General features: G+C 67.6%; 27 protein-coding genes and 1 pseudogene. 18 read left to right on the top strand and 10 right to left on the bottom strand.

What is annotated here, in order from left to right; all coding sequences use genetic code 11:
* Positions 1 to 135 precede the first annotated feature (135 nt).
* From CJ179_RS16765 to CJ179_RS16750, 4 genes are all read left to right on the top strand, one after another.
* On the top strand, positions 136 to 708 hold the full coding sequence (locus CJ179_RS16765) for a flavin reductase family protein (protein ID WP_072948073.1): 573 nt from the start codon (positions 136 to 138) through the stop codon (positions 706 to 708).
* A gap of 21 nt (positions 709 to 729) precedes the next feature.
* Positions 730 to 2,346 (top strand): 4-hydroxyphenylacetate 3-hydroxylase family protein, encoded by a 1,617-nt coding sequence (locus CJ179_RS16760; protein WP_072948070.1) that lies wholly within the window; start codon positions 730 to 732, stop codon positions 2,344 to 2,346.
* A gap of 22 nt (positions 2,347 to 2,368) precedes the next feature.
* Positions 2,369 to 3,217: a catechol 1,2-dioxygenase gene (gene catA, locus CJ179_RS16755; protein ID WP_095862297.1), complete on the top strand. Its 849-nt coding sequence runs from the start codon at positions 2,369 to 2,371 to the stop codon at positions 3,215 to 3,217.
* Positions 3,218 to 3,290: 73 nt separating this feature from the next.
* Complete coding sequence (locus CJ179_RS16750; protein WP_095862296.1) at positions 3,291 to 4,085, top strand: alpha/beta fold hydrolase; 795 nt, start codon at positions 3,291 to 3,293, stop codon at positions 4,083 to 4,085.
* Positions 4,086 to 4,089: 4 nt separating this feature from the next.
* Here the strand turns inward: CJ179_RS16750 and CJ179_RS16745 are convergent, their stop codons facing one another.
* The 6 genes from CJ179_RS16745 to CJ179_RS16720 form a co-directional block, all read right to left on the bottom strand.
* A complete protein-coding gene (locus CJ179_RS16745) occupies positions 4,090 to 5,325 on the bottom strand; it encodes an acetyl-CoA C-acetyltransferase (RefSeq protein ID WP_095862295.1) in 1,236 nt (411 codons plus the stop codon).
* Entirely contained in the window at positions 5,318 to 7,024 is a 1,707-nt protein-coding gene (locus CJ179_RS16740) for an AMP-binding protein (protein ID WP_095862294.1), read from the bottom strand. The genes CJ179_RS16745 and CJ179_RS16740 overlap by 8 nt, the downstream gene beginning before the upstream one ends.
* Positions 7,021 to 7,869 carry an alpha/beta fold hydrolase gene (locus tag CJ179_RS16735; protein ID WP_095862293.1) on the bottom strand — a complete coding sequence of 283 codons (849 nt, stop codon included), beginning with the start codon at positions 7,867 to 7,869 and terminating at the stop codon, positions 7,021 to 7,023. Before CJ179_RS16735 ends, CJ179_RS16740 begins: the two co-directional genes overlap by 4 nt.
* Positions 7,866 to 8,669, bottom strand: a complete 804-nt coding sequence (locus CJ179_RS16730) for a hypothetical protein (protein ID WP_095862292.1) — start codon at positions 8,667 to 8,669, stop codon at positions 7,866 to 7,868. The genes CJ179_RS16735 and CJ179_RS16730 overlap by 4 nt, the downstream gene beginning before the upstream one ends.
* A complete protein-coding gene (locus CJ179_RS16725) occupies positions 8,666 to 9,859 on the bottom strand; it encodes an acyl-CoA dehydrogenase family protein (RefSeq protein WP_095862291.1) in 1,194 nt (397 codons plus the stop codon). The genes CJ179_RS16730 and CJ179_RS16725 overlap by 4 nt, the downstream gene beginning before the upstream one ends.
* A gap of 132 nt (positions 9,860 to 9,991) precedes the next feature.
* Entirely contained in the window at positions 9,992 to 10,573 is a 582-nt protein-coding gene (locus CJ179_RS16720; protein WP_095862290.1) for a TetR/AcrR family transcriptional regulator, read from the bottom strand.
* 227 nt (positions 10,574 to 10,800) lie between these two features.
* Between CJ179_RS16720 and CJ179_RS16715 the strand changes: the two genes are divergently transcribed.
* The 7 genes from CJ179_RS16715 to CJ179_RS16685 all read left to right on the top strand — a co-directional run bounded on the left by CJ179_RS16715 (position 10,801) and on the right by CJ179_RS16685 (position 15,547).
* The gene (locus CJ179_RS16715) at positions 10,801 to 11,280 is read left to right on the top strand and encodes a nuclear transport factor 2 family protein (RefSeq protein ID WP_095862720.1); all 480 of its coding nucleotides are present in this window, start codon (positions 10,801 to 10,803) and stop codon (positions 11,278 to 11,280) included.
* A complete protein-coding gene (locus CJ179_RS16710) occupies positions 11,277 to 11,624 on the top strand; it encodes a DUF485 domain-containing protein (RefSeq protein WP_095862289.1) in 348 nt (115 codons plus the stop codon). The genes CJ179_RS16715 and CJ179_RS16710 overlap by 4 nt, the downstream gene beginning before the upstream one ends.
* Positions 11,621 to 13,225, top strand: coding sequence for a cation acetate symporter (locus CJ179_RS16705; protein ID WP_095862288.1), 1,605 nt, complete (start codon positions 11,621 to 11,623; stop codon positions 13,223 to 13,225). The genes CJ179_RS16710 and CJ179_RS16705 overlap by 4 nt, the downstream gene beginning before the upstream one ends.
* A 142-nt stretch (positions 13,226 to 13,367) precedes the next feature.
* Complete coding sequence (locus tag CJ179_RS16700) at positions 13,368 to 13,838, top strand: nuclear transport factor 2 family protein (protein ID WP_095862287.1); 471 nt, start codon at positions 13,368 to 13,370, stop codon at positions 13,836 to 13,838.
* Positions 13,839 to 13,858: 20 nt separating this feature from the next.
* Positions 13,859 to 14,431, top strand: coding sequence for a TetR/AcrR family transcriptional regulator (locus CJ179_RS16695; protein ID WP_095862286.1), 573 nt, complete (start codon positions 13,859 to 13,861; stop codon positions 14,429 to 14,431).
* Positions 14,432 to 14,472: 41 nt separating this feature from the next.
* Positions 14,473 to 14,796: a putative quinol monooxygenase gene (locus CJ179_RS16690; RefSeq protein ID WP_095862285.1), complete on the top strand. Its 324-nt coding sequence runs from the start codon at positions 14,473 to 14,475 to the stop codon at positions 14,794 to 14,796.
* A gap of 52 nt (positions 14,797 to 14,848) precedes the next feature.
* Positions 14,849 to 15,547 carry an HAD family hydrolase gene (locus CJ179_RS16685; protein WP_095862284.1) on the top strand — a complete coding sequence of 233 codons (699 nt, stop codon included), beginning with the start codon at positions 14,849 to 14,851 and terminating at the stop codon, positions 15,545 to 15,547.
* 32 nt (positions 15,548 to 15,579) lie between these two features.
* Here CJ179_RS16685 and CJ179_RS16680 read toward each other — a convergent pair whose 3' ends face one another.
* Positions 15,580 to 16,653, bottom strand: a complete 1,074-nt coding sequence (locus tag CJ179_RS16680; protein WP_072948030.1) for a diacylglycerol kinase — start codon at positions 16,651 to 16,653, stop codon at positions 15,580 to 15,582.
* 107 nt (positions 16,654 to 16,760) lie between these two features.
* Here CJ179_RS16680 and CJ179_RS16675 point away from each other — a divergent pair, with 107 nt between their 5' ends.
* From CJ179_RS16675 to CJ179_RS16645, 7 genes and pseudogenes are all read left to right on the top strand, one after another.
* Entirely contained in the window at positions 16,761 to 17,645 is an 885-nt protein-coding gene (locus CJ179_RS16675) for an aminoglycoside phosphotransferase family protein (protein WP_179377605.1), read from the top strand.
* Positions 17,646 to 17,734: 89 nt separating this feature from the next.
* Positions 17,735 to 18,085 carry a YrdB family protein gene (locus CJ179_RS16670; protein ID WP_095862283.1) on the top strand — a complete coding sequence of 117 codons (351 nt, stop codon included), beginning with the start codon at positions 17,735 to 17,737 and terminating at the stop codon, positions 18,083 to 18,085.
* A gap of 268 nt (positions 18,086 to 18,353) precedes the next feature.
* The gene (locus tag CJ179_RS16665; protein ID WP_095862718.1) at positions 18,354 to 19,586 is read left to right on the top strand and encodes an alkane 1-monooxygenase; all 1,233 of its coding nucleotides are present in this window, start codon (positions 18,354 to 18,356) and stop codon (positions 19,584 to 19,586) included.
* Complete coding sequence (locus tag CJ179_RS16660; RefSeq protein ID WP_072948026.1) at positions 19,586 to 19,753, top strand: rubredoxin; 168 nt, start codon at positions 19,586 to 19,588, stop codon at positions 19,751 to 19,753. Before CJ179_RS16665 ends, CJ179_RS16660 begins: the two co-directional genes overlap by 1 nt.
* A 1-nt stretch (position 19,754) precedes the next feature.
* Positions 19,755 to 19,940, top strand: coding sequence for a rubredoxin (locus CJ179_RS16655; protein WP_012689462.1), 186 nt, complete (start codon positions 19,755 to 19,757; stop codon positions 19,938 to 19,940).
* Entirely contained in the window at positions 19,937 to 21,199 is a 1,263-nt protein-coding gene (locus CJ179_RS16650; protein WP_095862282.1) for an NAD(P)/FAD-dependent oxidoreductase, read from the top strand. The genes CJ179_RS16655 and CJ179_RS16650 overlap by 4 nt, the downstream gene beginning before the upstream one ends.
* A 10-nt stretch (positions 21,200 to 21,209) precedes the next feature.
* A pseudogene (locus tag CJ179_RS16645) lies at positions 21,210 to 21,835 on the top strand (TetR family transcriptional regulator).
* A gap of 32 nt (positions 21,836 to 21,867) precedes the next feature.
* On the opposite strand, the gene CJ179_RS16640 reads toward CJ179_RS16645, so the two are convergent.
* The 3 genes from CJ179_RS16640 to CJ179_RS16630 form a co-directional block, all read right to left on the bottom strand.
* Positions 21,868 to 23,046, bottom strand: a complete 1,179-nt coding sequence (locus CJ179_RS16640; protein WP_072948020.1) for a 4-hydroxybenzoate 3-monooxygenase — start codon at positions 23,044 to 23,046, stop codon at positions 21,868 to 21,870.
* A gap of 91 nt (positions 23,047 to 23,137) precedes the next feature.
* Entirely contained in the window at positions 23,138 to 23,875 is a 738-nt protein-coding gene (locus CJ179_RS16635) for an IclR family transcriptional regulator (RefSeq protein ID WP_095862281.1), read from the bottom strand.
* 16 nt (positions 23,876 to 23,891) lie between these two features.
* Positions 23,892 to 25,958, bottom strand: a complete 2,067-nt coding sequence (locus CJ179_RS16630) for an acyltransferase family protein (protein ID WP_072948014.1) — start codon at positions 25,956 to 25,958, stop codon at positions 23,892 to 23,894.
* Positions 25,959 to 25,965 lie beyond the last annotated feature (7 nt).

Raw genomic sequence — 25,965 nt, 5'->3', positions numbered from 1 at the left:
GCCAATCCCGTTTCGCGTTCCGGATCGGCGGTTCGCAATGCGGATCGACGGACTGTGATGCCCGTCATACGTTGTGCAGGTGCCCCCAAACGCAGGGGTGATCGCACGAATCGTGCAGAAAGGCGGTCACGAAAAATGGATCAGCGCACTCTCCGTAACATTTTCGGTCAGTTCGCCAGTGGCGTCACCGTGATCACGTGCGCCAACTCCGACGGCGAGCCGCACGGGGCCACCGTCACCGCGTTCACTGCGATCTCGATCGAACCTCGGCTGTGCCAGGTGACGTTGACCCGGAAATCGAAGGCGTGCAGCTACCTGAGTGACGCGCCGTTCGCGGTGAACATTCTGGCCGCCGATCAGCTCGATACCGCCATGCATTTCGCAGGCAAACCACAACGGACGGAACCGGTGTGGGACGACTCCGGCATCGCTCCCGCACTGTCCGGCAACGCGGCGACGCTGACCTGCGCACCCTGGGCCTCCTACGATGGCGGCGATCACATCATCTTCATCGGGGAGATCGTCGACGCCTCTGTCGACTCGGCCAAGGACCCACTGCTGTTCTACCGCAGTACCTTCCACGATCTCGGCGCCGCGTCCGGCACCACGGCGTGGAACGGCTGCCTCGACGACCCCCACAGCGGATGGTTCGACGCCGCCGCGTCCTTCACGCCCCTCCACTTGCAGCTCGCCCAGGCTGCCTCGTAATCCTGACGAAAGGAAAACACCATGACCACCACCGAAGCTGCCCCCGAGAACGCCGTCGACCGTAGCAAGGTCAATGTCGCTGCGGACTGCGAGGCGAACCGCACCGCGAACTTCGCGTCGCGCCCGATGACGGGTGACGAGTACATCGAGTCGCTGCGCGACGACCGGGAGATCTACCTGCACGGCGAGCGTGTCAAGGATGTCACGACGCATCCGGCGTTCCGCAACCCGATCCGGATGACCGCCCGCCTGTACGACGCGATGCACACCGGCGAGCACGTCGAGACCCTGACGACCCCCACCGACACCGGCAACGGCGGGGTGACGATGCCCTTCTTCCGGGCGTCCAAGAACTCGGACGACCTGCTGAAGGACCGCGACGCGATCGCCACCTGGGCACGGATGACGTACGGCTGGATGGGCCGCAGCCCCGACTACAAGGCGTCGTTCCTCGGCACCCTGCATGCGAACAAGGAGCTGTATTCGCCGTTCCAGGCCAACGCCGAACGCTGGTACAAGGAATCGCAGGAGAAGGTCCTGTACTGGAACCACGCGATCATCAACCCCCCGGTGGACCGGCAGCTTCCCCCGGACGAGGTCGGCGACGTGTTCATGAAGGTGGAAAAGGAAACCGACGCCGGCCTGATCGTCTCCGGCGCCAAGGTGGTGGCCACCGGTTCGGCGATCACCAACTACAACTTCATCGCGCACTACGGGCTGCCGATCAAGAAGAAGCAATTCGCCCTGATCTGCACCGTCCCGATGGACGCCCCGGGGGTGAAGCTGATCTGCCGCACGTCCTACACCCAGCAGGCCGCGGTGATGGGCAGCCCGTTCGACTACCCGCTGTCGTCGCGGATGGACGAGAACGACACCATCTTCGTCTTCGACAAGGTGCTGGTGCCGTGGGAGAACGTCTTCATGTACGGCGATGTGGACAAGATCAATGCCTTCTTCCCGCAGTCGGGGTTCCTGCCGCGCTTCACCCTGCAGGGGTGCACGCGGCTGGCCGTGAAGCTCGATTTCATCGCCGGTCTTCTGATGAAGGCCCTCGACGCCACCGGAGCGGGCGGGTTCCGCGGCGTGCAGACCCGCGTCGGTGAGGTGATCGGCTGGCGAAACCTGTTCTGGTCACTCACCGAATCGATGATCCGCGACCCCGAGCCGTGGGTGGGAGACACCGTCATCCCCAAGCTCGAATACGGCCTCACGTACCGGATGTTCATGCAGCAGGGGTACCCGCGGATCAAGGAGATCATCGAGCAGGACGTCGCGTCGGGCCTGATCTACCTGCCGTCGTCGTCGGCGGACTTCAAGAGCCCCGAGGTCCGGCCGTACCTGGACAAGTACGTCCGCGGCTCCGAGGGCATGCCCGCCGTCGAGCGGGTGAAGATCATGAAGGCCCTGTGGGATTCGGTGGGCAGCGAGTTCGGTGGCCGCCACGAGCTGTACGAGCGCAACTACGCCGGCAACCACGAGGGTGTGAAGGCGGAACTGCTGATGTTCGCGGAGAACCGGGGAACGGTCAGTTCGATGAAGGGTCTGGCCGAGCAATGCCTTGCCGAGTACGACCTCGACGGCTGGACCGTGCCCGACCTCATCGGCAACGACGACGTCTCCTACTTCGGCCGCAGCTAGCCCCTCGAGACCAGGAGAATCCATGACCACCATCGAAAGCCCCACCGCGGTCGGCTCCGGCAACGCCGCCACCGACAAGTTCAAGGGCGCCAGATTCACCGCCGACACTTCGCCGGAACGCCTGTCCGCCATCGCCACCGAGGCGCTCGCCGGGTTCGGCGCGCTGATCCGAAAGCACGCCGTCACCTACCCGGAGTACCGCGTCCTCAAGCAGTGGCTCATCGACGTCGGCGAGGGTGGCGAATGGCCGCTACTCCTCGACGTGTTCGTCGAGCACGAGATCGAGGAGGTGAACTCCCGGAACTTCCAGGGCACCAAGGGGAGCATCGAGGGACCGTACTACGTGCCCGGTGCGCCCGAACTCCCCGCGCGGTGCGCCCTTCCGATGCGCGACGAGGATCGGGCTCACACCGCGCTCGTTCTCCGGGGCCAGGTCACCGACCTGGACGGCACGGGGCTCGGCGGCGCCATTATCGAGCTGTGGCATGCCGACGACGAGGGCTATTACTCGCAGTTCGCTCCCCACCTGCCCAAATGGAACCTGCGCGGAACCATCGTCACCGACGCGGAGGGTCGGTACGAGATCACCACCATCGAGCCTGCGCCGTACCAGATCCCGACCGACGGCCCCACCGGGCAATTCATCGACTCCGCCGGCTGGCACCCGTGGCGTCCGGCGCACCTGCACCTGCGGGTGACCTCCCCGGGCAAGCAGCCGATCATCACGCAGCTGTATTTCGCGGGTGGCGACTGGATCGATGACGACGTCGCCGGCGCGACGAAACCCGAGCTCCTCCTCGATCCGCAGCTCGACGACACCGGGCGTAAGGTCGTCACCTACGACTTCGCGCTCGATCCCGCCGTGGATTGAGCCACGGCCCATTCCCCCGGGCGACGCGAGAGATCGCGTCGCCCGGGGTCTCGACGTTTGTGGAGGAATCAACATGGCGAACACATCCGAAGCGCGGACGACGGAATTCGTGCACACCGCGTCGGCCGTGATCGAGGTCGTCGTCGAGGGCATCGGCCCCTCGGTGATCCTGCTGCCCTCGCTCGGCCGCGAGTCGTACGACTATGACGACGTCGCGAGTGGGCTCGCGCGCAACGGGTTCCGGGTCTCCCGTCCGCAACCGCGCGGCATCGGCCGAAGCACCGGTCCGCTGGAGGACATCACGCTGCACGACCTGGCCGCCGACGTCGGAGCGGTGATCGAGACACAGGACAACGGCGCGGCCGTCGTCGTCGGTCACGCCTACGGGCACTACGTCGCACGAATGCTCGCCGCCGACCGGCCCGACCTGGTGCGCGGCGTCGTCGTCGCGGCGGCGGGCGCCCGCAACTACCCGGCCGCGCTCACCGAATTGGCGGTGAAGTGCGCCGATCCCTCACTTCCCGACGCGGAGCGGATCGGCTACCTGCAGACCGGATTCTTCGCGCCGGGCAACGATCCGACGGAATGGCTCAGCGGCTGGTATCCGGAGGTGTCGAAGCGGCAGCTCGCAGCGTCGGCCGCCACACCCAAGGACGAATGGTGGGCGGTCGCGCACCAGCCGATCTTGGACCTGCAGTCCGCTCTCGACCCGTTCCGCCCACGCGAGACGGCGAACGAATTGCGGGACCGGTTCGGCGAATTGGTCACCGTGAGCGTCGTCCCGAACGCGAGCCATGCGCTGATGCCGGAAGCGCCCGCACAGGTTGTGCGGGCGCTCACCGACTGGATTCGGGGTCTCGACAGCTGAGGGGTCAGATCCTCTCGAAGATCGCGGTCAGCCCCTGGCCGCCGCCGATGCACATCGTCTCGAGACCGTAACGGACTCCACGACGGTCCATCTCGCGCAGAAGCGTGGTGAGGATCCGCACTCCCGTAGCGCCGACGGGATGCCCGAGCGAGATTCCCGAACCGTTGACGTTGGTGCGGTCGAAATCCTGTGCACCGAAATTCCATTCACGGGTGACGGCCAGCGCCTGCGCTGCAAAGGCCTCGTTCAGTTCGATGAGGTCGATGTCGGCGAGCGTCAGCCCGGCGCGCTTCAGGGCCCGTTCGGTGGACGGCACCGGTCCGATGCCCATCTCGGACGGCTCCACACCCGCCACCGCCCAGGTGACCAGGCGGGCGAGCGGCCGGAGACCGAGACGCTCCGCCTGCGCCCGGGTGGTGACGAGACATGCTGCCGCACCGTCGTTCTGTCCGCTGGCGTTGCCTGCAGTGACGGTCGCGTCGGGGTCGGTGACGCCCATGATTGGCCGTAGACGCGCGAGTGACTCGATCGTCGTGTCGGCGCGGGGATGCTCGTCCCGGTCGACGAGCCGCGGATCACCCTTGCGGACCGGGACTTCCACCGGCACAATCTCCTGCGCGAACTTTCCCGAGTCGATGGCGGCGACCGCCCGCTGATGGGAACTCACCGCGAGTTCGTCCTGTTCCCGGCGGCTGATCCGGTACTTGCGGCGCAGGTTCTCCGCCGTCTCGAGCATGCCGCCGGGCACCGGATAGTTGCGTCCGCCGGCGGTGACACGTCCGCGGGCGAGCCGGTCGTGGAGCGCTGCCGGGGCGCCCTTGGCTCCCCAGCGCATCGACTCGGTGTAGTACTCGGCGCGGCTCATCGACTCCACGCCACCGGCGATCACCAGTTCGGCGACCCCCGTCTGTACCCGCATCGCCGCGTCGAGCACGGCCTGCAGACCCGATCCGCAGCGGCGGTCGAGTTGCTGACCGGGAACCGTCACCGGCAGGCCCGCATCGAGGGCCACGACGCGGCCGATGGCGGGTGCCTCGCCGTTCGGGTAGCACTGACCGAAGATCACGTCGTCGATGCTGCCCGGATCCACTCCGGTGCGGTCGAGCAGTTCGGACACCACACGGGCGCCGAGGTCGGCGGCGGGAACGTCCGTGAACTGGCCGCCGTATCTGCCGACGGGGGTGCGGAGGGGCTCACAGACGACGACATCGGTCGCCTGGGCGTTCGAGTTTTCAGGCACTGCGGAAATCCCTTTCGTGATCGGTCCAGCGCTGCGCCCATTCGCGCAGTTCGACCGCTCGGATCTTGGCCCCGTTACCGCCCACGGTGGTCGGCATTTCCTCGATCATGTGCACGGCGGCCGGAACCTTGAACGCCGCCAACGACTCTGCGCACCACGACTTGAGTTCGGCGGCGTCGACGTCGGCGTTCTCGGCCGGGACGACGAACGCGACGGCTTCGGTGTATCCGCCGGTGCCGGTGACTCCGACGACCTTCGTGAGGTGGACGCCGTCGTGTTCGGCGATCCGGTGCTCGATCTCGGCCGGATCCACCAGGAATCCGCGCAGCCGGAGCACATCCCCCATCCGGCATACATACGTATAGCCGCCGTCTCCGGTCGCGACGGCGAGGTCGCCGCTGCGGAACCAGCCGTCCGACGTGAATGCTCGCGCGGCCGCATCCGGATTGCCGAGGTACGCGTCGACTACGTTCGGTCCGCGCACCTGAAGCTCGCCTTGCTCGCCGTCGGGGAGAACGGAATCGTCCAGTGGGTCGGCGATCCTGATCTCGATGGCGGGTTCCACCGGACGCCCGCCGCCGTTCCAGCGCACGGCTTCCGGATCGGTGACATCCCACAGCAGCATCAGGGCGAACACCTCGGAGGACCCGAAGACGCCCGTGGTGACGGCGTCGAATTCGTCCCGGACCCATGCGGCCACCTCGTGTGAACGGCCGAGGAAGTCGGCGATCCCGAGCCGCTTCAACGAAGAAAGGTCGGCGCGGTCACCCCCGTGCCACGTGTCGAGGAGGCGGGTGAAGAGGTCGTCGCCGCCGACCACGTGTGTCACCTTCAGCGACTGCATGCGGCCCAGCGTGGCCGCGGCCTCGAAGACGGGCTCCATCAGCAGGGCGCCACCGCCGGCGAGAGTCGCCAGGGCCGTGCTGAATCCGAACACTCCCGACACCGGCAGCACGCAGAGCGTGACGTCGCCGGGCTCGACGTCGAGGACGACGGCGTCGGCGCGGGCGTGCCGGACCACCGCGGATTCCCGATGGGCCGCGAGTTTCGGAACGCCGGTGGAGCCGGACGTGGTGAACGCGACCGCGAGCGGGTCGCCGGGGTCCGCCCGCTCGCCCGCGGCGGTCGTGGTGGCCATGTCGGGTGTCTCCGGCACCCGAACACCGCCGGTGTCCGCGCTGCCCGCGGTCCAGGCGCCGCCGCCGAGGTCGAACCGCGTCGGATCGGGAGCCTCGCCCCCGGCCGCCGGGCCGCGCACCACCGCGACCGCCGGTGCCGGAAGGTCGACGGACTGCTGCGCCTCGCCGAGTCGCCCGAACAAGTCGAGGCCGTGGAAGTGGTCGGCCACGGCCACGACCGCGGGTCGCGCGGAGGTGAGGATGTGCGCGATCTCGTGTGTGTTGTACCGGGTGTTGACGCCGATGACGTGTGCGCCGACGGCCGACGAGGCGAGCTGCCAGACGATGGCATCGGACCAGTTCGGCAACAGCACAGCCACGCACTGTCCGCGGCGCACACCGACCCTCGAGAGTTCCGATTTCAGTGCCTCGACGCGGTCGCGGAGGTCGGCGCGGCCCGAGACGATCGGTTCGCCGTCGACGACGTCGATCGTGGCGGGGGCCGTCGGGTCGGCCGTCACGAGTTCGTCGAGCAGCGCCGCGAGAGTGTCACGGCGCGTGGCCGTGTCGTGCGCCGTCACGAGAGCACCGCCGCGGTGCGCAGTTCCGTCAGCCAGCCGTCCGCCACCGACGCGAAATCGTCGATCTCCTCCATGGGGTAGTGGCCGATGTCGTCGAGCAGGGTGAACGTCGCCGATCCCGGCCGGGCGGCCTCGATTCTCGCTGCGGCCTGCTCGACGAGTCCGGCCCGGATCCACGGGTCCTGCGCTCCGGCGACGAGCCTGATGGGGCAGGTGATGTCGGCGAGACGGTCCCGCACGTCGTGCGTTCCCCAGGCGATGAGGTCCGAGGACGAGATCTCCGGATCCTCGCGCTTGTGCATCGTGGCGATCAGGCGTGCCTGCGCTTCGGGCACGGACCGCCCGATGGACGCCAGGGTGCCCAGGTACGTGCGGTCGGCGCGGCTGGGTCCGGCGACGTCCTCGAGTTCGCGGCGCAATCCGCCGACGTTGACGCGGCCAGGACCTGCCTCGGCCTCCATCGCGATCGCCCCGGCCAGCGGCCGCGACGGGCGGGTCGCGAGTTCGAGTGTCAGCTTGCCCCCGATGGAACATCCCATGACGAACGGCCGTTCGACGGCGAGGGCGTCGAGGACCTTCCCGAGCCAGTCCGCGAACACCACGATGCTGGTGATCGGGCCGTCGACCGCGGGCTCGGAACGCCCGTGGCCCGGAAGGTCGGGGACGATCACCCGGTAGCCACGGTCTGCCAGTGCGGACGCGGCGTGGCGCCACTGGACTCCGCTCTGCCCCGCGGTGTGCAGGCACAGGACGGTGGGTGTTTCGATGTCCCGACGATTGTCGGGAGTGACGATTTCGACGAAGCCGAGCGCGCCGTCGATTTCCAGGTACCGGGCCTCGATCACGACTGGGCCTCCCTTCCGCACGTGAGTGGCAAAGTGTGCCCCGACACGCTTTGCCACTCACGTGCGGCGGCGCGGGCATGGGCGATGACGATGTCGAGCGGCTTGGTGAGTCGCAGGTACTCGTACCCGTCGCCGCTGGAGGAGAATTCACCGCTGATCGCGCGGCGCATGAAGTCGTTGTGTTCGGCGACCACCAGGTCGACCCACGTCACGGCCGGGATGACGAGCGTGAACGTGGCCCCACCCGGGACGCGGCGCGCGACGTCGATGATCCGGCCGCGGTAGATCCGCAGGTGCACCTCGCGGGACCCGCCCGAGGCGTCGGTGCAGCGCAGGCCCACCGTGCCGTCCCACGTCGCCAGCGAGGACGCGAAGGCAGGATCGGCGGAGAGCGATTCGCGGAGAACCTCTCCCCAGGCGGGGGTGCAGAAGTCCACCGCCGGGTCGTATCGAACTCCGGCGGGGTCGGGCAGGCGCCACGTCTCGATACCCTGCTCGCGGACCGACCCGCCGTCGTCGACGAGCCGCACGTGGCGGTCGAGAACCGCTCCGTCCGCCGACTGTTCGACCCGGGTGACGACGGATTCGACGCGGACGACGTCGTCATCCGTCACCGCAGACTGCGAATTCCATTGCAGCCCGGTACGTGTGGCTGCGACCGCCGGTCGTGGGGCGAGCAGCCCCGCCACGGCGATTCCCGTCAACGATGCTTCCGGCAAGGCCAGTGCGAGTTCGGAGACTCGCCGGGCGTCGCTCACAGCGCGATCGCCGACGGCGATGCTTGTGATGAGTGTGCTCATTCGGCAGCCCTTCCCAGGAGTTCGTCGGAGATGATCCGCATCTGGATCTCGCTGGTGCCCTCGAAGATCTTCGTCAACCGGGCATCGCGCCAGTGCCGCTCCACCTGGAAGTCGGTGGTATACCCGGCACCGCCGTGAATCTGCACCGCCTCACTGGTCACCCGCTCGGCCATCTCCGTGGCCACCAGCTTGCACATCGACGCCTCCAACGAACACCGACGGCCGGTATCGATATCGGTGGCCACCGCATACATCAACTGCCGCGCCGCCTCGATGTCGGCGGCCATCGTCGCGATCTTGAACCGCAGATGCTGGAAGTCGGCCAACTCGTGCCCGAACTGACGGCGGGTGTGCAGGTACGCGATCGAATCCTCCAACGCACCCCGAGCCAGACCGATCGCCCGCGCCGCGGTGTGCGCCCGCCCGACCTCCAGACCGGAGACCGCCAGGTAGAAACCCTTGCCCTCCTCGCCGAGCATCGCGGACGCGGGCACCCGGAAGCCGTCGAACGACAACTCCCACGTGCTCCACCCGAAATACCCGATCTTGCGGATCTTCGTCCCGCTGATCCCTTCGGGGAAGCCTCCGCGCTGCTTGTCGATCAGGAACGCGCTGATCCCGCGGTGCGGTTTCGCCGGATCCTTGTTCGGGTCGGTGCGCGCGAACAACACCAGGTAGTCGGCCTCGTCGGCGTAGGTGCACCACATCTTCGTGCCACTGACCACCCAGTCGTCGCCGTCGCGGGTCGCGCGGCAGGAGATGTTCGCGACGTCCGAGCCGGCCTCGGCCTCGGACAGGGCGTACGCGCCGAGGTACTCACCGCGGGCCACCTTCGGCAGCAGCGCCGCCTCCTGCTCCGCGGTGAAGCCGCCGCCCATCCCGTTGCCGCGGGCCAGCAGCCCGGACACACTCATCCACGCCCGCGACAACTCCTCCGCGACCAGGCAGTACTCGAACACGCCCAAGCCCAGACCGCCGTGCTCCTCGGGGATCATGATCCCGAAGAACCCGACCTCGGCCATCGCCTTCTTCAACGTGTCCGGGATCGTGCCCTGCACCGGATCCAACTCGTTCGCGACCGGCAGCACCTGCGTCATCGCGAACTCGCGAGCCAGGTCCCGGATCGCCAGGCGGTCCTCGGTGAGATACCGCGGTGAATCTGTCCGCGGCTGCGACGGCCGATGCGTCATGGATACTCCTCCACTCGAACTACGGGGCGCGTGAAACGGGGAACTCGCGGTTCCGCACTCGAATCACATTAACGCTTGTTCACCCAGTAGAGCACGCCCGGGAGCGCACCGTCAATGCCGAACCCGCCCGATTCAGGCGGGGCGGTACCCCACCAGGTTGAGCGCGTAGACGCCGTACGAATCCGCTACCGCCTGCGCGGACAGGGGGCCGTCCGGCCGGTACCAGAGCGCGATGCCTGCACACATGGTCAGTACGGCGGTCACTGCCTGGTGGACGTGCGGGACGTCGAAGTCACCGCCCGCTACCCCCGCCTCGGCGATGGTGACGAACAGGTGCTCCTGGGCGTCGCGCGAGCCCACCACCCGTTTGCGATCCACCTCGTCGAGATATCGCAGTTCGGTGTTGGCCACCAGGCACGCACGCTGGTTGCGTGCGGTGTACAGCGAATGCGCGACCACCGCGGCCGTCCACTGCTCAGCGGGCGCGGCACCCGCCTTGCGCAGGGCGTTCCGGGTGGCGGTGAACTGCTCGTCGCTGGCCGCGCGCAGGATCTCGACGAGAAGTTCGTCCTTGTTGTCGAAGTGGTTGTAGACGTTGGCGGCGCTGCACCCGGCGCGTTTGGCGATGGTGCGCATGGTCGCGGCGTGGAAGCCGGCGGTGTAGAACTCCTCCAGCGCTGCGTCCAGAATCCGCTGCCTGACGTGGGGAATCACCGCACTGCTTGACCGAGTGTTCACCCCCCGGAGGGTAGAGGCATCGCGGTGAACGAGCAACGATCCGGCCGGAAATCGCAGTTCAGCAACCCTCAGTGGGAGGGAATCGCGTGAACGACGCTCGGCCTTGACCCGCGACACAACGTCGATTATGGTCCCCATCACATGAACGGTCGTTAATGACTGCTTCGCACATTCCGCACATCGCACCGTGGAGGTATGCCGCCTTGAGCACCCTCGAAGAACGAATTGGCCGTCTGGAAGACCTGGAGGCCATCCGATACCTCGATGCGCAGTACTGCCGCCATCTCGACGACGGCAACTGGGACGCCCTGATGGACCTGTTCACCGACGACGGCGAATTCGACGGGCTGTCCAACCCGAAGGGCAAGAGCGAGATGCGGGAGTTCTTCGCCGGACTCGCCCCCGGTGGGCTCACCGCGTTCTGGCACTTCATCACCAACCTGGAGGTCGATCTCGACGGCGACCGCGCCACCGTCCGCTCGTTCCTGTGGCAGCCGTGCGTGACCGACGGCACCGCCTCGATTGCCGCCGGCCGCTACACGGACGAAGCGGTGAGAGTCGACGGTCGCTGGTTGTATCGCGTCAAGCAGGTTCGTTTCCACTACTTCGGGCCGCTGGCCGAGGGCTGGGACGAGAACCGGTTCGCCCTGGATTCGGCACGGCGCGCGGCGGTGAACGCATGACCACCGAGTCGCCCACTACCGCGTCGAGAGCATGGTCGCCGATCCTCGCGCTGCCGGAGTTCGTCGAACTGCGGCGTCGGCGGCGTGCCGTCACCACCGCACTCGGCCTGATCGCCATCGCGATGTTCGCGGGCTTCCTCGCCGGATTCGCCTACTTCCCCGAGTTCCTGGGCCACAACACGGCATTCGGCATTCCGCTGTCGCTGTGGGTGGTGTTCTCCCAGTTCGCCGGCACCTGGGTGCTGGTGTACGCGTACTTCCGACTCTCCCGCACCTACATCCAACCCGCCGCCGATGCCGCCGTCCTGGCCATCGCACAACGTGATCAGGAGCATGCGTCATGACCGGCGACGCCGATTTCCTCGCCATCGGCATCTGTGCCGCCGTCATCTCCCTCACCCTGTGGGTGACGTTCGCCGCGTCGCGCCGAAGCCGCAGCGCCACCGGATTCTTCGCCGCGGGCCGCTCGATCACCGGGTGGCAGAACGGTTTCGCGATCGCCGGTGAGTTCATCTCCGCGGGCAGTTTCCTCGGGACCACGGGATTGATCTTCTACAAGGGCGTCGACGGTGCCGTCATTCTCTGCACGTCGGTGGTCTCGTTCCTCCCCGTCCTCTTCCTCCTCGCCGAGAAGATGCGCAACGTCGGAAAGTTCACTCTCGCCGACGTTCTGGTGTTCCGGACCGGTGCACGACGGGTCCGGGTGGTGGTCGCGCTCAGTACCATCGTCACCGGCACGTTCGTGCTGCTCGCCCAACTCGTGGCGGCGGGCGTCCTACTCGAATCAGTCTCGGGGATTCCGTTCGGCCTGTCCGTCGTGGTGGCCGGTTCACTCATGGGCATCTATGTCTTCGTCGGCGGCATGCTCGCGACCACGTGGGTTCAGGTGATCAAATCGTCCATCCTGTCGATCCTGGCGATCGTGGTGTGCCTGGGAATCCTGGCGAAGTTCGGTTTCAGCGTCCCCGGCATGCTCGGGGCGGCCACGTCGAACGCCGCCGCCGGTGACGCGATCCTCTCGCCGGGCCTGATCTTCGGGCAGACCGGTGCGATCAACCTGATCTCGTACTCACTGGCGTTCGCGCTCGGCACGGCCGGCATGGCGCACATCCTCATTCGCTTCTTCACCGTCCCCGAGGCCGCGACCGCGCGGAAGTCGCTCGGCTGGACCGTCGCGCTGTGCAGCGTCTTCTACCTGATCGTCATCGTGATGGGCTTCGGCACCGCAGCGCTCCTCGGCCCGGACGGGGCGGATCGTGTCGGCGCAGGCGGCAACCTCGCGGCACCCACACTGGTCACGGAACTCGGCGGCGGCGTCGGCACCATCGGCGGTTCCATCGCACTGGCCATGGTGGCGGCCGTGGCATTCGCGAGCATCGTCGCCGTCGTCGCGGGCGTGGTGATCTCGGCGGCGGGAACGTTCGCCCACGACGTGTGGCCCACCCTCACCCGCCGGAAGTCCTCCGACGCCGGCACGGAGACGGCGGATGCCCGCGAGGCGAAGGTCGCCCGGTACGCGGCGGTCGCGTTCAGCGTCCTCGCAATCGGACTGACGATGGCAATCGGCGACACCACGAACATCACCTACTTCATGGGAATGGCCTTCATGGTCGCGGGCAGTGCGCACCTGCCGAGCCTGCTGCTCAGCCTGGGCTGGCGCCGGTTCAACAGCACGGGCGCAGTGTGGGGCATCTCGGTGGGATTGACCTCCACCGTGGTCAGCCTGATGTTCACGGAGGCGCTCTGGCTGGGTAGTGGACCGGCACCGCTGACCATTCAGTTGCCGGTGATCATCACAATGCCGCTCGGGCTGGCCACGGCCGTGATCGGCTCGCTCGCCGCCGAACGCCGTCACGGACGGTCGGCGGACCGGGACGAGAAGTTCGCCGAAATGCTGGTGCGTGCCGAAACCGGTATCGGCGCGGAACTCGCCGAGAAGCACTAGGTTTCACGCTCGGCCGATGCCCTCGCCAAGCCGGCGGGGGCATCGGCCGTGAAGCGTGCCCGGCACGACCCTGGACAGCGCTTGTACCTATCGGTACAGTCTGTACCGAAAGGTACAGGACCTCCCCGAAGGAGCGCACCCCATGTCAATTCGCCCACCCGCCCCACCGTTCACACTCGACACCGCGATCGCGAAGGTTCGCGCCGCCGAGGACGGCTGGAATTCCCGCGATCCCGAGAAGGTCGCGCAGGCGTACACCGAGGACAGTTGGTGGCGCAATCGGTCCACCTTTCTGCAGGGACGCCGCGAGATCGTCGACTTCCTCGCCGGGAAATGGGACCGCGAGCTGGAATACCGTCTGATCAAGGAGCTGTGGGCGCACGACGGGAATCGGATCGCGGTCCGGTTCGCGTACGAGTTCCACGACAATGACGGGCAGTGGTTCCGCGCGTACGGCAACGAGAACTGGCAGTTCGACGACAACGGGCTGATGCGGTGGCGCCACGCCAGCATCAACGACGTGCCGATCGACGAATCCGACCGCAAGTTCTTCTGGGACATGTCCGGCGTGCGACCGTCGGATCATCCCGGGCTGAGCGATCTCGGCCTCTGACCGGCACACGAGGAGTAGTCATGCCACGAGCAGTAGCCGAGCGCGGCGACGTCGTCCCCGTGCTGGCGGAGGTGTTCCGATCCCACGGGTTCGACGGCGCGAGTCTGGCCGTCATCACCGAACACACCGGACTCGGCAAAGGCAGCCTGTACAACTTCTTCCCCCGCGGAAAGGACGAGATGGCCGAGGCCGTCCTCGACGAGGTCGACGCTTGGTTCCAGGCCGCCGTCTACCGGCCGCTGCGTGGGTCCGAGCCCGCCGCCGCCCGTCTCGATCGGATGTTCGACGAGGTCGAGACATACTTCCGGTCGGGTCGCCGAATCTGCCTGTTCGGCGCGTTCGCGCTCGGCCTCGAACGCGACCGCTTCGCCGACCGGGTCCGCGCCTACTTCACCGACTGGGTCGATTCGCTCGCGGGTGCCCTCTCCGACGCCGGCCACGGCAGGCAGTCGCGGCCACTTGCCGAGGAGGTCGTCGCGGGGATCCAGGGCGCGCTGATCCTGGCGCGTGCCCTGGACGACCCCGACAGCTTCACGCGCATCCTCACCCGGCTTCGCCGCGCGGTCGCGGATTCGACGCAATCGCGCGCGTAGGATTCGACCCGGAATACGGAAACTCGAGAGGTGAGGCAGCCGTGATTTTCATCGTCGTCAACTTCACCGTGAAACCGGACCACGCCGACGGCTGGCTCGACCTGGTGCAGCCGTTCACCGACGCGACCCGGAACGAACCGGGCAACCTGTGGTTCTACTGGTCGCGCGCGGTGGAGGATCCGAACCTGTACGTCCTCGTCGAAGCGTTCCGCGACGACGACGCCGCCGCCGCCCACGTGCAGAGCGAGCATTTCCGGAACGCGCTGCGCGAACTGAAGCCCGCCCTCGCACAGACGCCGCGGATCATCAACACCACGATCGACGGCACCGAGTGGTCGCTGATGGGTGAACTCGAAGTCGACTGACCCCGTCCGGCTTCACCCTGAAGTCGCGTGCACCGCGCGTTAGCCTGAACACGTGGCTTCCGATCTCACCGAACTCGACGCAGTGATCTTCGACTTCTCCGGCACGCTGTTCCGGTTGGAGGAGGACGACAGCTGGATGGCCGACCTCACCGACCACGAAGGTGAACCGTTCGACCTCCACCAGCAGGCCGAGTTGATGCGGCGCATGACGGCGCCGGTCGGTCAGACCGTCGAGATGGACGCCGCCGAGCACCACGCGTGGACCAACCGGGACCTCGACCCTCGGTTCCACCGGCAGGCGTACCTCGACGTTCTGCGCAAGTCCGGGGTCGCGCACGAGGTCCAGGCGGTCGGGCTGTACGAGCGGCTGATCGACCCGGGATGCTGGAGCGCATACCCCGATACCGCGGAAGTCCTTGCGTCACTGAGGGACCGCGGAATCAAGGTGGCGGTGCTGAGCAACATCGCATTCGACATCCGGCCCGCGTTCGCGGATCTGGGAGTCGAGCATCTCGTCGACGAGTTCGTGCTGTCGTTCGAGGTGGGTGCGATCAAACCGGACCCGAAGATCTTCGAGCACGCCCTCGCCGCACTCGGTTCCGCACCCGAACGGACTCTGATGATCGGCGACAGCGAGGAAGCCGACGGTGCCGCGCGAAAGGTGGGCTGCGCGTTCGCACTCGTCGAACCCGTTTCCATCGCCGAGCGCCCGGACGGTCTCCGAACTGCCCTCAGTGCCTTCGGCCTGTGAGTACTTGTTAACCACGGGCGGTTAACAAGTACTCACGGGTGCGAAGCGCGACCGGTGACGAGGGGCAGGTCGAGTGCGGTCACCAGCCCGGGCTTCGCCTCGACCACTGCGGGCACCGAATTCACCAGCCGCATCGCGGTGACGATCATCCCCGACACGTTGTGGTCGCCGTGCTCGCCGTGGTGGTTGAACTCGACGGACATCACGGGCTCGCCCGTGATGTCGATGCGGTAGCACCCGTCGCCGCGAGTGGGCTTCGGCCAGTCGGGTTTCTGTTCGGGGTGGGTGCGGGTGACGTGCTCGAGGACCACGCGCGGCACCCCGTCGACCGTGCCGACGACTTCGAACCGCACCGCCGCCGCAGTTCCCTTCGCGATGTGGCACGACAGAATGTCGAGGTCGTCGTCGGCGGGGATGCGTTCGAATTTCTCCACCAGCGGTTCGTCGAGTGTGAGGCCCAGTCCCGCGGCGATCTGGCGGACGACGCTCCCCCACGCCAGCGACAGCACGCCCGGCTGGAACAGCATCGGCGTCTCCTCGACGGGTTTGCCGAAGCCGAAGATCTCGCTCATCACCACCGGCTGGTAGTAGGTGGAGTAATCGGCGATCTCGGAGCACCGCACCTCGTCGATCCGCTGCGACAGGCTGGTCATGGCCAGCGGGAGAACGTCGTTCGCGAACCCGGGGTCGATACCGTTCACGTGGAGGCTCGCGCCTCCCTGTTCGCCGGCGCGGCGGATGCGGTCGACGAGTTCGTCCGGCACCACCCCGATCGGGTACTGCAACAGAACGGGTCCCGAAGACACGACGTTGATGCCCGCCTCGAGGAACGCGATCAGGTCCTCGATGGCGTCGAAGATGCGGTCGTCCGTCATCGCGGTGTGCACGATGCAGTCCGGTTTCAGTGCGAGAAGTGCCGCCCTGTCTTCGGTCGCCTTGACGCCGAGTTCTCTTCCGAGGCCCGCCAGTTCCCCGGCGTCCTTCCCGACCTTCTCGGGGTTGGACACCCACACGCCGACCAGTTCGAGGTCGTCGCGGGCGTCGATGCCTGCGATGGCGTGACGCCCGACCGTACCGGTGGACCATTCGACGACGCGGTAGCTCATGAGTTCTCTCTCCGAGTTTCAGAAGTAGTACCCCTCCCGCGAATGTAACAGGTTCTAGTTTGCGCCGGTGCGCGATTGCAGAACAGTTCGCGAGGCACAATGCGGGTGTGCCAGATCTGGAACTGCCGACGAACCTCGTGCGAGAGATGGCCGAGTTCGACTCCCCCGACGCGCCGCGCCGAACGTGGCTGGCCGACCTCCCTGCCGTCGTCGAAACGGTGAGTCGGGAGTGGTCACTGGACGTCGGTCGCCCGTTCCAACCCGGCGGCGTGACGTCCTGGACGGCGCCCGCACGCACAATCGCCGGCGAACGCGTGGTGCTGAAGATCGGCTGGCGACACGACGAGGCACTGCACGAGGCGGACGGACTCGCGGCATGGAACGGTGGCGGCGCCGTCCGACTGCTCGACTACCGCGTGCTCGACCACACCACGGCCTTGCTCCTCGAATCCTGCGAACCCGGCACCCCGCTGTCCGACGTCCGGCCGCCCGAGGCACAGGACGTCGTGATTGCCGGGTTGCTGCGCAGGCTGTGGATCGAACCAGCCGCCGACAACCCGTTCCGCCCGCTTGCCGGCATGTGCGACGTGTGGGCCGACGAGTTCGAGGAGAAGCTCGCCCGCGCACCACGCCTGGATCCGGGCCTCGCGCGAACCGGCATGGAACTGTTCCGCGAACTACCGCGGACGGCAACGCAGTCGCGGCTGCTGTGCACGGACCTTCACCCCGACAACGTGCTGTCCGCCGCGCGTGAGCCGTGGCTGATGATCGATCCCAAACCGCATGTCGGGGATCCGACGTACGACGTGCTGCAGCACATGCTCGACCATGTCGACCGCCTCGCCGCCGACCCCGTCGGACTCTCGAACCGGATGGCCGGCCTGCTCGACCTCGACTGCGAGCGGCTACGCCTGTGGCTATTCGCACGCTGCGTGGAGGGTTCGATCGACGAGCCCCGGCTCTCCCGCGTCGCCGTCATGCTTCGCCTGTGAGTACTTGTTAACCGCCCGTGGTTAATAACTACTCACGGGCCCCGATCTGCACCAGCCTCGCTTCCACCGCACGCATCTAAGCTGGATCGATGAGCGAAGCCGGCGCGCAACGAGTGGGCGCTCTCGACGTCGTGGCGTTCGCCTGTGAGATCGCGATGCTGGTCCTGCTCGCCGTCGCGGGGTGGTCGCTCGCGAACTCGACGGTCGTGCAGGTGGCACTCGCGGTGCTCCTCCCGGGGGCAGCGGCCGTGATCTGGGGTGTCGCGATGGCCCCGAAATCGACCCGACGACTACCCAACCCAGCGCGACTGGTCGCCCAGACCGTACTGTTCGCGGCGACCGGCGTGCTCGTCGCATTCGCCGGTCACCAATGGTGGGGGCTGGCCTTCGCCGTCGTGGCGACGGCGACGTTCGCGGCGCGCTCGCGCACGCCGGAGTAGAGGACTACCAGCGGTACCCGAGCAGGCCGAGAACGAATTCGAGCCAGTCGGGCAGTCCCGGGTCGCGGAACATCGAGTGCCTCCTCCGCACGGCGAAACAGTGTCGCACTTTCTATCGGCCGGGGTGACCCCGGTGTTAGAGCGCCGCCCATGTCGGGATTTACAAATAGCTAGTTTTGTCTAGACCCTGGATCGAAGTCCGTGTACTGTCCAACTGAGAGTGAGCTGGTTCATACCGCGACAGCTACTGGACGAGGAGGTTCGGACCGTGACGACGTCGGATATCGGCAGGACGACAGAGGAAGCACCCCCGGACGCTTGGCGCGACCGCAAGCGCTACCTGTGGCTGATGGGGTTGATACCCCCGACCGCGCTGTTCCTCGCCGCAGGGCTCGTGTGGGCCTTCAACCAACTCGGATGGTCGGCGGCGGCTCCGGTGTGGTGGTGGATCGGCGCGCTGTTGCTGTTCATCGTGCTCCCGGTCCTCGACAGGTTCTTCGGACCCGACGGCAAGAACCCGCCCGAGGAAGTGATGGAACAGCTCGAGAACGACAGGTACTACCGGTACTGCACGTACGTGTTCATCCCGTTCCAGCTGGCGAGCCTGGTGTTCGCGTGCTACCTCTGGTCGGCGGACAGCCTGTCCTGGCTCGGCATCGACGGCGGCCTCGGGCTGTGGTCGAAGATCGGTGTCGCGTTCAGCGTCGCCGTCATGGGCGGCATCGGCATCAACACCGCCCACGAGATGGGCCACAAGAAGACCGACCTCGAACGCTGGCTGGCCAAGATCACTCTCGCGCAGACCTTCTACGGCCATTTCTACATCGAGCACAACCGCGGCCACCACGTCCGGGTCGCGACACCCGAGGACCCGGCGAGTTCACGTTTCGGAGAAAGCTTCTGGGCGTTCCTGCCCCGCAGCGTGTGGGGAAGCCTGAAGTCGTCGTGGGAGCTCGAGAAGACTCGAATGCAACGACTCGGCAAGAGCACGTGGAGCATTCACAACGACGTTCTCAATGCGTGGCTCATGTCGGTGGTGCTGTTCGGCGCGCTCACCGCGATATTCGGTCCGGTCGTCATCCCGTTCCTGATCATCCAGGCCGTCTACGGTTTCTCGCTCCTCGAAACGGTCAACTACCTCGAGCACTACGGCCTGATGCGTCAGAAGACGGCCCGCGGCCGCTACGAGCGCTGCGCACCCGCGCACAGCTGGAACTCCGACCACATCGTGACCAACATCTTCCTGTACCACCTGCAGCGCCACAGTGACCACCACGCGAACCCGACGCGGCGGTACCAGACGCTGCGGAGCATGGACGGCGCCCCCAACCTGCCCAGCGGTTACGCCAGCATGATCACGCTCGCGTACTTCCCGCCGCTGTGGCGCAAGGTGATGGACCACCGGGTGCTCGACCACTACGACGGCGACATCACCCGCGTGAACATCCAACCCGGTAAGCGCGAGAAGGTTCTGGCCAAGTACGACGGCGGAGTTCGGTGATGGCCGCCTACCGGTGCCCGGTCTGCGACTACGTCTACGACGAAGCGTCCGGCGCACCCCGTGAAGGATTCCCCGCCGGCACCCCGTGGGCCGATGTGCCCGACGACTGGTGCTGCCCCGATTGCGGGGTCCGCGAGAAGATCGATTTCGAAACGAAGGTGGCATGACATGAGTACCGATTTCAAGCTTTTTCGCTGCGCCCAGTGCGGATTCGAGTACGACGAGGCCGAGGGCTGGCCGGAGGACGGTATCGAGCCAGGCACCCGGTGGGACGACATCCCCGACGACTGGTCGTGCCCCGACTGCGGGGCCGCCAAGGCCGATTTCGACATGGTCGAGGTCAGCCGGGCATGAGTCCTTCCACGGAACTGTCGACGGTCGTCATCGTCGGGTCCGGCATCGCCGGGGCGAGCGCCGCGCAGACGCTCCGCTCTGAAGGTTTCACCGGGCGCGTCGTCCTGATCGGCGACGAACCCGCGCCGCCGTACCGACGTCCGACGGTGTCGAAGGATCTCCTGTCGGGTGCCACGGCGGCGGAGAAGACGGCACTGAGGCCCGACTCGTTCTGGAAAGAACAAGACATCGAATTGGTCACCGGTGCAACGGCAGTCGAACTCGACGCACGACGGAAGGTGCTGACACTCTCGTCCGGCGAGACACTGCACTTCAGTGCACTGCTGCTCGCGACGGGCGGCCGGGCGCGCCGACTCGACGGCGTCTCCGGTGCGGACGTCTTCACCCTTCGGTCGATGGTCGATGCGGATTCGCTTCGGGAGTCGATTCGGCGCACCGGTTCGCTCCTCGTGATCGGCGGGGGTCTCATCGGATGCGAGGTCGCCGCGACGGCGCGGTCGCTGGGCGCGGACGTCACCGTTCTCGAACGGGACGCGTCGCTCCTCAGTCGCATCGTGCCCCCGGACGTCTCGACGATGATCGCCTCGCTGCACTCCGAGAACGACGTCGACGTCTGCACGAACGTCACGCTCGCCTCGCTGGACGTGGGCGACGACGGCGCCGCCCTGGCCACCGCGGCCGATGGTCGCACCTGGAGTGCCGGGACCGTCCTCGTGTCGGTCGGCACCGTCCCCGAGGTGTCGCTGGCCGTCGCGGCGGGACTGCGGGTCCACAACGGCATCACCGTCGACGGACTGTTCCGCACGTCGGCCGACGGCGTGTTCGCCGCCGGCGACGCCGCCAACATTCCCGGGGCGCGCGGCGACGAGCGGTATCGCTCCGAACACTGGAACGGCGCTCAGGCACAAGGGATTGCCGCCACGCACTCCATCCTCGGCAATCCCACACCGTTCACGGACGTTCCGTGGGGGTGGTCCACGCAGTACGGCCACACCGTGCAATTCGCAGGCGCAACCCGTGTCGACGACGACTACGTGGTCCGCGGTTCGATCGCGGATCGCGATTTCACGGCGGTCGCGGTGCGCGAGGACACCCCGGTCGGGGCCATCGCCGTCGGCCGTCCGAAAGACCTCCGGACCGTGCGCACGATGATCGCCCGGGGCGGCACGGTCGACCGCGTCGCGTTGGCTGACGAGTCGGTCGCCCTGGCGGACGTGCTCGCCGCCGAGCGGGAAGGCTTGGCAACACCCGCCCGCTAACATCGACCTCATGTCCGCACACGACCGCGCCGAACGACAGAGCCGGTACCGGGTCGCCGCGACGTCGCTGATGCGGGAGACGACCCTCGATGCGCTGCGGGAACTTCTCCTCGAACGTCCGTGGCCGACGATCACCATGACCGACGTCGCGGTCGCCGCCGGCATGAGCAGGCAGACGATCTACAAGGAGTTCCGCTCGCGGCGCGGCCTGGCGGAGGGATACGCCCTTCGGCTGACCGACAGCCTCGTCACCGTCATCGAGTCCGCGTTGTACGACAACCCCGACGACGTGACAACCGCTCTGCGGCAAGGCTATGCGACGTTCTTCGCACTCAGCGGCGCCGATCCCCTGGTGTTGTCGCTGCACCAGGGGCAGGCGCCCGAGGATCTGCTGCGCCTGATCACCACGGACAGCGACATCATCATCCGGCCCGCGGCCGAGCGGCTCGCCGAGACGTTGCAGCGGTCGTGGGTGAACGCCTCCCCCGAAGACGCGGACATCCTCGCACACGCCATCGTCCGGCTTGCCTTGAGTTTCATAGCCAACCCGCCGGAAGACACCGCGACGGCATCGGCGAACACGGCCCGGCTCTTTGCCCCCTTCTTGCGGCTCCGCCACCCGTGAGTACTTATTAACCGCCCCACGTTAATAAGTACTCACGGGTGCGTCAGCGCAAAGGAGTGCCGACGTAGTTCTCCGCGATGAGGGTGCGACCGGCGGCGGAGCGGGTGACCATGTCGAGTTCGGCGACCTGCCGCTTGTGGCCGAAGCCGGTGTCGTCGGGGAGGCGGTGCAGCATCGAGGACATCCACCAGGAGAAGTGCTGGGTTCGCCATACGCGCGGGAGGACGCTGTCGGTGTAGCCCTCGAGTCCGGCGCGGCTGCGGGTGGCGAAGTACTCGGACATCGCCTCGGACAGGAAGTAGACGTCGGCGATGGCGAGGTTCATGCCCTTCGCGCCGGTGGGGGGCACGGTGTGGGCGGCGTCGCCGGCGAGGAAGAGGTTGCCGTGCTGCATGGGTTCGCACACGAAGCTGCGGAACTGGAGGATCGACTTCTGGAAGATCTTGCCGTCCTTGATCTCTGCGCCTTCGCCGTCGACGCGGGCGTGCAGTTCGGACCAGATGCGGTCGTCGGACCAGTTGTCGACGGAGTCGTCGGGGTCGACCTGCAGGTAGTGCCGCTGGACGTCGGGGGTGCGGGTGCTGATGAGGGCGAAGCCGCGCGGGTGGTTGGCGTAGATCAGTTCCTCGGAGGACGGCGGGGCCTCGGCGAGGATGCCGAACCAGGCGAACGGGTACTGCCGGAAGTGGTCGGTGCGCACGGTGGTTTCGGGGATGAGGCCGCGGGTCGTGGTCCGCGAGCCGTCGCAGCCGGCGACGAGTGCGCACGTCAGGGTTTGCTCGTTGCCGTCGGCGTCGACGTACGTGATCTTCGGGTTGTCGGTGGTGTGGCCGTGCACCTGTACGTCGGAGACGCCGAAGCGGATGTCGCCGTCGTCTTCGAGACGCCGGGCGATGAGGTCCTTGAGGACCTCGTGCTGCGGGTAGACGGTGACGGCGCGGCCGCCCGTCAGTTCGTCGAAGTCGATGCGGTGGCCGCGGCCGCCGAAGCGCAGTTCGATGCCGTGGTGGGTGAGTCCTTCACGCTTGACGCGGTCGCCGAGTCCGGTGTCGACCATGAGGTCGACGGTGTTCTGCTCGAGCACACCGGCCCGGATGGTGCCCTCCACATCCTCGCGGGTGCGGCTTTCGAGCACGACGGAATCGATGCCCTTCAGGTGCAGGAGATGGGAGAGCATCAGTCCTGCGGGGCCCCCGCCGACGATCCCGACCTGTGTGTTCATGAGCAGACTCCTCGCGTAGTTCGTGACACCAGTCACTGTCCTTCGAAGAAACGGCCAGCAACACCCCCACTTTCACTGAGTGAAAGACGAGCTACGCGACGCCACGGGAAATGCCCCGCGCCGCCGCCCGCACGGCCGGGATCAGGGGCGCGGGATCCTTTTCCGCCGGAACCACGACGGAGACGGCGGCCACCACCTCCCCCGTCGACCGCGACACCGGCGCGGCCACGGCGAGCGTTCCGATGTTGAGGTGTTCGCGGCACGTGACCCACCCGGTCCGGCGGATGTCGTCGAGGGTGCTGCGCAGCCGATGTTCGGTGGTGATGGTCGACGGGGTGAAGCGTTCGAGGCCCGCCGCGAGGACCCCGTCGAGCAGGTCCTTGCCGCCGAACGCCAGCAGCACGAGACCGCCGCTCGACGCGTGCAGCGGCAGCCGGCCACCGGCCCTGCCGACGACGGTCACGGCCCCGCGCGCCGACAACCGCTCGATGTACAGCGCCTCGAGATCTTCCCGGACCACGAGCTGCACGTTCTCGCGTGTCGCCTCGTACAGGTCCTCGAGATACGGCAACGCCACCTGCCGCAGCCCGTGGGCGCGGGGCGCGAGCGCACCCAACTCCCACAGCCGCACCCCGATCTCGTAGTGCCCGTCGTCGACGCGTTCGAGCGCGCCGTTGGCGACGAGCTGACGGCACAGCCGGTGCACGGTGGGCAGCGGCAGCCCGGTGCGACGGCTCAGCTCCGACTGCGACAGCCGCGGACGTTCCGACGTGAACGACCCCAGCACCAGGAAGGCCCGTCCCAGCATGCTGCGGTCGTCTTCGGACATGCCGTCAGTATCCCGGTCACCACCAGCGGGTGGCCATGCCGACCTGCCGGTCCAGTTCGGGGGCGAGGCTCCGGACATACGTCGCCGAGAGGTGGTGCGAATCGTGGTAGACGAGGATGTTTCCCTGCACCGCACGGCAGATCGCCACGTCACAGACGGCGTCGGTGAGGTCGAGCGGATGCACCGACGGCAGGTCGCGGGCCGCCTCGACCGTCGGGTTGTCCGGGGCCAGCACGTCGTCGCGGGGCAGTCCGCAACTGTCGGCGTCGCCACCGTCGGCCAGGCAGTCGACCGCCGAATACGGGACGCCGTCGTGGTGCAGCCACGGGGTGTCGCGAATGCCGAGGAACGGGAGCCCGAAATCGGCGAGCCGCTCCCACAGGCCCACGTAGTCGGTGGGGGTGACGTCGCCGGCCCCCTCCTCGTTGGGACGCGAGGACGTCGAGAACACCCAGTCCGGCCGGTGGTCACGCAGCCGGTCCAGGACGTCGCGGGACCAGTCGCCGCAGTCGGGATACGGCTCGCCGGCGAGCAGCGGGACGTCCGCGACGGTCAGCGGGCACCCCATCTTCAGATACGTCTCGACACGGATGCCGCGCTGCTGCCCGATGCGGTCGAGCGCGGGCATCCAGTGCTCGGCGTGGGAACTGCCCACCACGGCGATCGTCCGATCGGCGGTGACGTCGCCGTACACGCAGGTCACGACGTCGCGGGTGCTCAGATCGGAGATACAGCCGTCGACGGTCGGCGGCGGAAGATCTCCCGGCGCCTCGAGCAGGGTGGGCCGCATGTCGGTGCGCGGCGCGAACGCGCCATCGGTCAGCGACGCCGCGCCCGGGTACAGCCACGGGTCCAGCTCGCCGACCCGCGCGGTGGTCTCCGGGTTGCGGACCAGATACACGTTCCAGCCGGACGCCGCGCCGACCACGGCAACGCCGAGGATCGCGATCAGCGCGGTGAGCGCCCGACCCGGACGGGCCGACCCCGTCTGGAAGCGCGCTTCGATCAGCCGCTGGGTGAGCCACGCCAGCACCAGCGACACGAGGATCACCGCGAGTCCGCCGAGCGCTCCGACCGCGGGCCGCTCCCGCCACGTGAGGTAGAAGATGAGGATCGGCCAGTGCCACAGGTACAGCGAATAGGCCAGGCCACCGAGTTCGACGAACGGCCGGGACGCCAGCATCCTCACGACCCCCGGCTGGTCGGACCGGCCGGTTCCGGCGAGGATCAGCGCGACCGCAGCGCCCACCGGGATCAGGGCCGCCGGTCCGGGGAACAGCGCGGCGCCGTCGACGAGGAATCCGCACCCGAGCACGACGGCGAACCCCGACACCGCGAGAGCCACCCGCCACCCGCGGGGCAGGTCGACCCGGTGCACGACGAGCGCGAGCAGTGCGCCCGCGAGCAACTCCCACAGTCGCGCGAACGTGTCGAAGTACGCCCACGACTGGCGGTCCTGCGACAGCGTCGCGGCGTAGCCGAACGACACCAGGAACCCCGCACCGAGGATGCCGCCGAGCAGGGGACGCACGAGACCGGTCCGGCGCCGGCACGTCCAGGCCACTCCCGCGACCACCGCGAGCGCGAGCACGTAGAACTGCCCCTGCACGGACATCGACCACAGGTGCTGCAGCGGACTGACGGACGCGTCGGCGGCGGCGTAGTCGGATGCGGTCCGGGCCAGTTGCCAGTTCTGCACGTACAGCAGCGACGCGAGGAGTTGATCGGCGATCCCGGACCACTGTGTGAAGGGCCGCTGCACGACAGTGACGACGGCCGTCGCGGCCGTCACCACCACCAGTGCGGGCAGCAGCCGCCGGGCCGTGCGCCGCAGGACGGCCGGGATCGACGGACCGGAGTTCGCACCCACTCGGCGCACGAGCATGCCGGTGAAGAAGAAGCCGGAGAGCACCAGGAAGATGTCGACGCCGCCGGACACCCGCCCGAACCACACGTGATAGACGACGACCAGGGCGATCGCGATGCCGCGCAGTCCGTCGAGGTCGTACCGGTAGCCGCCGGCCGTCGACGGTGACGCGGCGGCGCGCGGACGGCTGGTAGCCACCTGGTGGTTGGTTCTCACAGTCCGT

The organism is Rhodococcus sp. ACS1 (genome assembly GCF_002300155.1).
GTDB lineage: Bacteria > Actinomycetota > Actinomycetes > Mycobacteriales > Mycobacteriaceae > Rhodococcus_F > Rhodococcus_F koreensis.
Note: the sequence above shows the minus strand (reverse complement) of the source record. Positions and strands in the feature narration are given on the sequence as shown.